Origin of the sequence: Halomonas sp. MMSF_3323 (assembly GCF_030733595.1) — a bacterium.
Classification (GTDB): Bacteria; Pseudomonadota; Gammaproteobacteria; order Pseudomonadales; family Halomonadaceae; genus Halomonas; species Halomonas litopenaei.
Map to the genome: position 1 here is coordinate 1 of NZ_JASHIT010000072.1, position 7,994 is coordinate 7,994.

Sequence of the window (7,994 nt, forward strand, 5' to 3'; positions counted from 1 at the left end):
GCTGGCGGGTGACGCCGACGCTGGAACCTCAAGCGACGGACTCAGTCGTTGAGGGCCAGGCGCTCACTGCTGTTCGGACAGCGCAGAAAGGCCGAGTTGTTGAGCCAACGCTGGTCCGGGTAGTAGGTGAACAGGTACTGATTGTCGCGAATGCTGTTGATCAAGGGTACCGCCACCTCGGTACGTACCGCCGGACAGCCGTGGCTGCGGCCGATGCGTCCGGTACGGTCGATGAACTCCTGGCTGACGTAGTCCGCACCGTGCATCACGATGGCGCGATCGAAGGCGTTGTCGTTGACCCCCGGCTCAAGACCCTCGAGTCGCAGGGAATAGCCGTTGCTGCCTACATAGCTGTTCTTGGTGCGAAACAGTCCGATGCTCGACTGGTAGCTCTCGGGCACGTTGGAGAACAGCGTGGCCATGGCGTCGCCGGAGTTCTTGCCGTGGCTCACCCATTCGCGAAACATCAGCCTGGGCTGGCGCAGGTCGAAGACCCACAGGCGGCGTTCGGTTGAAGGCAGGGAAAAGTCGATGACCGCCAGGCGCTCGGCGCCGGGGTCGGCGCAGTTGAGCGCCCGTGCGGCCAGGCGCAGTACCCCCGGGTTGGCCTTGGGGGCGAGGCGGGCCAGGGTCTGTTCGAGCGATGTGGCTGACGGCGCATTCGCCCTGACGGATGTCCTGAGAAAGTCCTGAGCGAGAACAGGCGCCGCAAAAAAGGCACTTAGGGTCAATAATAAGAGGTAACGAAAAATCGAGAGACGAGGTGATGCATTGTCATGAGAGGAGCTTCGTGACATCTCTAGGCTTCCTGTCGGTGATGTCGCGGATACGCGAACAGGCGTTACGCAAGATCAAATAACGCGATACGCTAATACACAGAGCGGAGAAACATGATCTTCGCGCACGCTAGAAAAATAAGGTCGGCTCGGCGGAACCCGATACCGACGACTCTATTATGACAATACCGCCCAGGATGGCCAGTATTGACGTCATGTTGCAGGGAGTAGATGCCATGTTTAGCCCAAATGTTCTATTGCGACTCATGCCAAGGAGGGGTGTCGCTATAGCGCTTTGTTATGGTCTGCTGGTTACCCCGGTCTGGGGGGCAACGGCAAGCGATGGAAGCGACGTCAGTGGCGAGGGCGCCAACGGCCAGGGGCTTGCCAGCGATGCCAGCGTCGAGCAGAACCTTCAGGATCTCGACGGGGTCGTGCCGGGTCCCCTGGCCAACGAGTTGGTCGGCGCCTCCGAGATGGCGCAGCGATTCTACAGTCTGCGTGGCCAGCGTCCGGTGTGGACCGACATGGGCCGCGTGGAGGCCCTGGCCGACGGACTCAGGACGCTCGAGGAGGATGGGCTCTCACCCTCGGACTACGCGCCCGACGCGCTGCTTGGCCGGGCCAGAGGGGCCAATCTCGAGACCCCCGGAGGCTTCGAGCTCGAGGCCACCGAAACGCTGCTGACCGCCATGGCCCATCTGCAACGTGGCAAGGTGGATCCGCACCGCATCGACAGTGACTGGGAGGTCGATATTGCGCCACCGACGTTCGACCTGGTGGCGTTGTCGCGTGCCCTGGACGACGGCGATGTCGAGGCTGCGCTGGCGCTGGCACGGCCTCCTTTCGAGCCGTATCGTCAGCTGAGGGCCGCCCTGGCACGCTATCGCAACATCGAACGTCTGGGGGGCTGGCCACTGCTGCCGAGTCGCGAGACGCCGCTGCGTCCCGGCGATCAGGACACCGACGTCGCGCTGTTGCGACAGCGCCTGGCGATGATCGGTGAACTGGAAGTGATGTCCGCCGACACCGGCCACTACCCGCACGTGGAACTCGAGGCCCCCGAAGCCGAGGTGTACGACAGCACCCTGGCCGAGGCGGTACGCCGTTTTCAGCGCCGCCACCTGCTCGCCGACGATGGGGTGGTCGGACCCAATACCCAGAGCGCGCTCAATCTTCCGGTGGGCTTTCGCATCGATCAGATCCGCGCCAACCTGGAGCGTGCCCGCTGGCTGCTGCATGGCCTGCCGGACTCTTTCGTGCTGGTCGATATCGCCGGTTATCGGCTCAGCTACTTCCGCCCCGACGGCGACGTCTGGCGCTCACGTATCGTCGTCGGCCAACCCTACCGGCGCACGCCGACATTGCGTTCGGAGATTACCCACCTGACCCTCAACCCCACCTGGACGGTGCCACCCACGATCTATCGTGAGGACATTCTGCCTCGAGTGAAGCGCGATCCGGGGTATCTGGCCAGCCGTGACATGGTGGCGTTATCACCCTCCGGCAAGCGCGTTGATCCCTATTCGGTCAACTGGTCGAGCCCCGGCGGGGTGATGCTGCGCCAGGGGGCCGGGCCTCGCAACCCCTTGGGGAGGGTCGTGATCCGTTTTCCCAATGACCACCTGGTCTACCTGCACGACACCCCGTCGCGAGGGCTGTTCAACCGTACTCAGCGTGCGCTGAGCTCAGGCTGTATCCGCGTGGAAGGGGTGGCGGAGCTGGCCCAGCTGTTGTTCGACGACTCGGACACCTCCGCCAACGTCGGCCGCCTGATCAACGACGGCAAGACCCGCAACGTGCGTCTGGATCGGCGCATACCGGTGGTGCTCAACTACTGGACGGTGCAACCCGAGACCGACGGCCACCTGGCCTTTCGTCCCGATATCTACGACCGCGACCAGGCGGTGGTAACGGCGCTGGATGCCCCCGTCATCCTGTAACAGGCCTGGAGTATCCACGACGCCGCTCTTGCAAGCGGCGTCGTGCCTTGTGAGGGGGAGGGGCGGGCCTGTCAGTTTCGCGTTGTACAACGCTGTCTGGCTGGCGCATTATTTGCCTGCGAACCAAGCGCTTTTCAGACAAGATCAAACAACAACGACATGGAATGAGGCGAAGTCATGCAACGATGGATGGCGGTGGCAGCACTGGGCATGGTCAGTACCGGTGTCTGGGCGCAGGATGACGACAAGCTGTTTCTGTTCAACTGGACCGAGTACATGGACCCGGCGCTGGTCGAGGCCTTCGAGCAGGAGTTCGGGGTGGAGGTGGTGCAGAACTACTTCACCTCAAACGCCGAGATGTTCTCCAAGCTGGCCGCCGGTGGTGACGCTCAATACGACGTGGTGGTGCCCACCGACTACTACGTCACCCGGCTGATCGACGCCGGCCTGGTGAGGGAACTCGACGACCCGCGCATCCAGCAGGGGCGAGAGGATCTGATGGAAGCCTTCCGTCAGCCGCCCTATGACCCCGAAGAGCGCTACAGCGTGCCCTACCTGTGGGGCGTTACCGGTATCGTCTACGACACCAGCACCTTCGACGAGCTGCCGCACTCCTGGAGCGTGCTGTTCGACCCCGAGATCAATCCCGACCAGCCCTTCGCGCTGCTGGGTGGCGATCCCCAGGTATCACTCGGCATGGCCTGCGCCTACCAGGGAGCTGGGTTCGACTGCGTCGGTCAGGAGGCCTGGATCAACGCCGCCAAGCTGGTCAGCCAGACCCTGGAGCGGGGCAACTTCACCGGCTTCGTCGACAGTACCGCGGCGGTGGAGCAGGTGGCCCGAGGCGTCAGCGCAGTGGCGGTGACCTACAGCGGCGACGTGGACTACCGCAAGGCCGATTCTCCCGAGATCTATGGTGATCTGGCCTTCTTCGCCCCCGAGGAAGGCGCCCAGCTCGGCATGGACACCTTCGTGGTGCCGGCGAGAGCCCCTCATCCGCAGCTGGCCCAGGACTTCATCAGCTTCATGATGCGTCCGGAAAATGCCGCCAAGGCGGCGAACTATGCCTACTACAGAACCCCCAACGAGGCCGCCCTGCCGATGGTCGACGAGGCGCTGCGAGAGGCCTCCAGGCTCGATCCCGAGACCAGCGGTCACCTGGTGACCACGCCGCTGATCGAGGGGGAATCGCTGACCATGCTGCAGCAGCTATGGACCGAGGTGCGTTCACGTTGAGGTAGCCGTCCGGTCAAGGAATGGCGGTAAAAAAGCGGCCAGGCGACCCTTTCAGGGTAGCCTGGCCGCTCGCTTTTGCGCGGACGTCACCGCGCAAGGGGGCTCACCTCGGTGGACGTCAGCTCTTCAGCTGGTTGCCCACCGGCAGCTCCCGGATGCGCTTGCCGGAGGCGGCGAAGATGGCGTTGGTCAGGGCCGGCGCCACCGGGGGAAGCCCTGGCTCACCCACGCCGCCCATCGGCGCATCGGGATTGTCGACCAGATGGACACGCACCTCACGCGGGGCGTTGGCCTGGCGTGGCAGCAGGTACTGGTGGAAGTTGTCCTGTTCGATGCGACCGCCGCTTGCGCTGATCTCGTTCAGCAGGCCGATGCCGATGCCCATCACCACCGAGCCCTCCATCTGTGCACGGATGCGCTCGGGGTTGACCCTGGGGCCGCAGTCGAAGGCCACGTCCGCCTGGTGGACGATCACACTGCCCTGATCGTTGACCTCCACGTCCAGCACGATGGCGGTGTAGGAGCAGAAGCTGTGATGCACCGCCAGGCCCTGGCCGCGGCCTTCTGGCAACGACTTGCCCCAGTCGGCTTCCTCGGTCGCCCGCTCGATGACGCCACGCAGGCGACCGACATCGATGGTATAGCGCTCCGGGTCCTCGCCGTAGTTCCAGGTGGCGCCGACGGCCAGCGGGTCGATCTCGCGCGCCGGCCCCAGAAGTTCCAGCAGGTAGTCGCGATGATCGCGTCCGGCGGCTGCGGCGAGTTCGGCAACGAAGCTCTGGATGGCAAAGGCGTGGGGCAGGTTGACCACCGAGCGGAACCAGCCGATGCGCTTGTGCGCCGGGGCCTCGCCGTTTTCCAGCGATAGCGCGGGAATGTCGAAGGGCAGGGGCGTCAGGCCCATGCCGAGTTCGTAGGTCGCCTTGTACCTGGGGTCGTCCTGGAAGATCGACATGATGGTCGGCGCCAGGGTGCGATGACGCCAGCCCTGGACCTTGCCGTCGCTGCCAAGACCGGCTTCCAGGCGGTCCACCGACAGCGCGTGGAAGTAGGTGTGGTGAAGGTCGTCCTCGCGGGTCCACTGAAGCTGCACCGGGCGGCCGTCGAGGGCACGACTCAGGTGCGCCGCCTCCACCACGAAGTCGGGCTTGGCCTTGCGCCCGAAGCCGCCGCCCAGCAGCGTCTGGTTGACCTTGACGCTGGCGCCGTCGATGCCGAGCTGCTCGGCGACCTGGTCGCGGGCGCTCTGCGGGTCCTGCACCGGCGCCCAGGTCTCGGCACCGTCTGCGCTTACCCGGGCGATGGCCACCGGTGGTTCCATGGTGGCATGGGCCAGGTGAGGCATGTAGTAGGTGGCGCTGTGGCGGGACTCGGCGTCGGCCAGCGCCGCCTCGATATCGCCGCTGGCTCTGAGCACCTTGCCGGGGGAATCGGCGCGCTGCTCGAGCATCTCGCGGTAGCTTTTGGTGTCGTAGCCGGCGTTGGCGTCGAGCCCTTCGGTATTCCACTGGATCTTGAGCGCCTTGCGTCCTTCGATGGCCGCCCAGGTGTTGTCGGCGATCACCCCCACGCCGCCGAGCGGGTGGAAGGACGACGGCTGGGAGGTGCCCTCGAGCCTGACGGTCTTGATCACCCCGGGAATCTTGAGCGTCTCGCTGTCATCGACGCTGGCGACGCTTGCACCCAGCACATCGGGGCGCGCGATCACCGCGTAGGCCATGTTCGGCAGGCGCATGTCGCCGCCGTAGACGGCCTTGCCGCTGACGATGTCCTCACCATCCACCGCAGGGGCGCGCTCGAGGTTGCCGTTATCACTGTCGTGGCTGGGGCCGAGGGACTTGCCGATCAGTCGCCATTCGCTTTCTGGCTTGAGCGAGAGGGTGTCTCGAGAGGGGATATCGAGCTCCCTGGCCGCCGCCGCCAGCTCGCCGAAGCCGAGTTCGCGCCCGCTAGGCGTGTGGACGATGACGTGGACGCCGGCCTGGCATTCGTCTACAGGTACGTCCCAGCGCTGGGCGGCGGCCTGTTCCAGCATCCGACGGGCCGACGCGGCGGCCCGCCGCATGGGATCGAACCAGTGGCGCATGCTGCGCGAGCCGTCGGTGTCCTGGTTGCCGTAGGTGTCGGAATCCCCCGGTGCCTGGGTAGCCTTGACCTTGCTCCAGTCGGCACCCAGCTCATCGGCGGCCACCATCACCAGGCTGGTACGGATGCCCTGGCCCATCTCGGCGCGATGGTTGGTCACGGTGACGCTGCCGTCCTCGTCGATCTGGATGAACACGTTGGGATTGTCGACCCAGCCGTAGGCCATGCCGGCGGCGCCGTACTGCTTGTCCTCGGCGGCGGCGGCCAGGTCCCAGCGGGCGGCTACCACCAGCGCGCTTCCGGCGGCCAGTCCCTGGAGAAAGCGTCTGCGGCTGACGTTGGCCAGCAGCAGCGTATCGACGGTACGGTTCATGCCTGCTCCTCCTGTCCGGCTGCACGATGGATCGCGGTACGGATCCGGTTGTAGGTGCCGCAGCGGCAGATGTTGCCCCCCATGGCGCTGGCGATGTCATCGTCGCTGGGGTTGGCGTTGTCCTTGAGGAAGGCGGTTGCGCTCATGATCTGGCCGGCCTGGCAGTAGCCGCACTGGGCCACGCCGACATCCAGCCATGCCTCCTGCACCTTGCTGCCGACAGCGTCGGTGGCCATGGCCTCGATGGTGGTCACGCGCTTGCCCGCGGCCGCCGCTACCGGCGTGACGCAGGAGCGCACGGCGGCGCCGTCCAGGTGAACGGTGCAGGCGCCACACAGCCCCATGCCGCAGCCAAACTTGGTGCCGGTCAGATTCACCACATCGCGCAGCGCCCACAGCAGCGGCATCTGCTCGGGCACGTCCAGTTCATGCTGCTGGTCGTTGATCGTCAGGGTTATCACCGTTCACCTCCTGGTGCTTGTTGTTGTCGATGCGCTCTTTGTTGGCGCTGTGCTCTTTGTTGGCGCTGCGCTCTTTAGTGTCGATGCGCTTGCGATATCGCTGCGCTCTTCACTGGCGCCGCACTGGTCGTTGTCGCCATGTTTGCCGTTGCCTTAGCGTGTCACGGTCGAGGCTTTGCCCCTGCAGCTGATCATAGGCAATTTACCTGCAACTTATTGTTCCACTGTGGGCCGAAGTCGGCGCCCTTGGCTAAGCGTACTTAGGTGCACGAGTGCCGTAGCACGGCCTCGGCTCTGCCGACCGAAAACGCCAGCGGGGAGAAGGGGCCAAAGGAATGCGCGAGCGCAAGATCGGTAACAATGCGACTGGCAGAAAATCGACAGGTGGGGAGAAGAGACAGGAGGGGAAAGAGGTTAGGGACACGCCACCCGAAGGCGGGTGGCGTGAAGGATCGATCAGTTCTGGTCGACGCGATCCTTGGCGGCGCTGAAGCCCATCAGCGACACGTTGAGGTCCTGACGCTGGCCGCGCGGGTTGACGATGCTGACGGTGGCGGTGCTGCCGGCCTTCAACTGGTTGAGCAGTTGCGGCTGCAGCGGGATGTCGGCACGGCAGCCCTGGGGCACACACACCTGGTAGGGCATGCCCACCGGCTCATTGGTATCGACCTTGAGCTGCAGGCCTGGGGCCAGACGTACGCCCAGCGGAACCAGGAAGGTCATGGCAGAACCGTCCAGCTGAGCAGGGTTGCCGACCACGACCCGAAGGACCGGCTCGCCATCGGCACCATTGACCAGCTGGGTCATGGAGCAGGAGCCGTCGGACGGGTTGACCGGGCAGTTGACCTCCCAGGACTGGAAGGTTTCGGTGTTGACGGCGGGTCCGGCATTACCGGTGCTCTGGGCGAAGGTCAGCGGCGACAGCGCCAGCAGGCTCAGCACACCGGCGGCACGCAGGCCGGACGCAAGGCGATTGAACATAAACGGCAGGCTCCTTTCCAAATCCATTGGCAGACAAAGGCTCGGGGCATAGTTCAACACGGAATGGGGCCTGTTGGCGACTGTCGCGAGGGGTTAAGGGCACTGACCACGGCGCCATGTCGGATTTTCTCTTTTTCCC

6 protein-coding genes are annotated in these 7,994 nt (G+C 64.8%); 2 read left to right on the forward strand and 4 right to left on the reverse strand.

The window, feature by feature from the left end:
• Window positions 1–41: 41 nt before the first annotated feature.
• Window positions 42–797 (reverse strand): murein L,D-transpeptidase catalytic domain family protein, encoded by a 756-nt coding sequence (locus RBB39_RS22325; protein ID WP_083970384.1) that lies wholly within the window; start codon window positions 795–797, stop codon window positions 42–44.
• Window positions 798–1,012: 215 nt separating this feature from the next.
• On the opposite strand from RBB39_RS22325, the gene RBB39_RS22330 reads away from it, so the two are divergent.
• Window positions 1,013–2,719: a murein L,D-transpeptidase gene (locus RBB39_RS22330; RefSeq protein WP_240184333.1), complete on the forward strand. Its 1,707-nt coding sequence runs from the start codon at window positions 1,013–1,015 to the stop codon at window positions 2,717–2,719.
• 177 nt (window positions 2,720–2,896) lie between these two features.
• Window positions 2,897–3,955, forward strand: a complete 1,059-nt coding sequence (locus RBB39_RS22335; protein ID WP_045992596.1) for a spermidine/putrescine ABC transporter substrate-binding protein — start codon at window positions 2,897–2,899, stop codon at window positions 3,953–3,955.
• A 118-nt stretch (window positions 3,956–4,073) separates the two neighbouring features.
• Here RBB39_RS22335 and RBB39_RS22340 read toward each other — a convergent pair whose 3' ends face one another.
• The 3 genes from RBB39_RS22340 to RBB39_RS22350 all read right to left on the reverse strand — a co-directional run bounded on the left by RBB39_RS22340 (window position 4,074) and on the right by RBB39_RS22350 (window position 7,855).
• Window positions 4,074–6,413, reverse strand: a complete 2,340-nt coding sequence (locus RBB39_RS22340) for a molybdopterin cofactor-binding domain-containing protein (RefSeq protein ID WP_045992595.1) — start codon at window positions 6,411–6,413, stop codon at window positions 4,074–4,076.
• Complete coding sequence (locus RBB39_RS22345; RefSeq protein WP_045992594.1) at window positions 6,410–6,874, reverse strand: (2Fe-2S)-binding protein; 465 nt, start codon at window positions 6,872–6,874, stop codon at window positions 6,410–6,412. The genes RBB39_RS22340 and RBB39_RS22345 overlap by 4 nt, the downstream gene beginning before the upstream one ends.
• 456 nt (window positions 6,875–7,330) lie before the next feature.
• A complete protein-coding gene (locus RBB39_RS22350) occupies window positions 7,331–7,855 on the reverse strand; it encodes an invasion associated locus B family protein (protein WP_045992593.1) in 525 nt (174 codons plus the stop codon).
• Window positions 7,856–7,994 lie beyond the last annotated feature (139 nt).

What these genes read in the sequence shown, in the direction of transcription:
- RBB39_RS22340 (WP_045992595.1), bottom strand. Translation starts at nt 6,413, where the DNA reads ATGAACCGTACCGTCGATACGCTGCTGCTGGCCAACGTCAGCCGCAGA.
- RBB39_RS22330 (WP_240184333.1), top strand. Translation starts at nt 1,013, where the DNA reads ATGTTTAGCCCAAATGTTCTATTGCGACTCATGCCAAGGAGGGGTGTC.
- RBB39_RS22325 (WP_083970384.1), bottom strand. Translation starts at nt 797, where the DNA reads ATGTCACGAAGCTCCTCTCATGACAATGCATCACCTCGTCTCTCGATT.
- RBB39_RS22350 (WP_045992593.1), bottom strand. Translation starts at nt 7,855, where the DNA reads ATGTTCAATCGCCTTGCGTCCGGCCTGCGTGCCGCCGGTGTGCTGAGC.
- RBB39_RS22335 (WP_045992596.1), top strand. Translation starts at nt 2,897, where the DNA reads ATGCAACGATGGATGGCGGTGGCAGCACTGGGCATGGTCAGTACCGGT.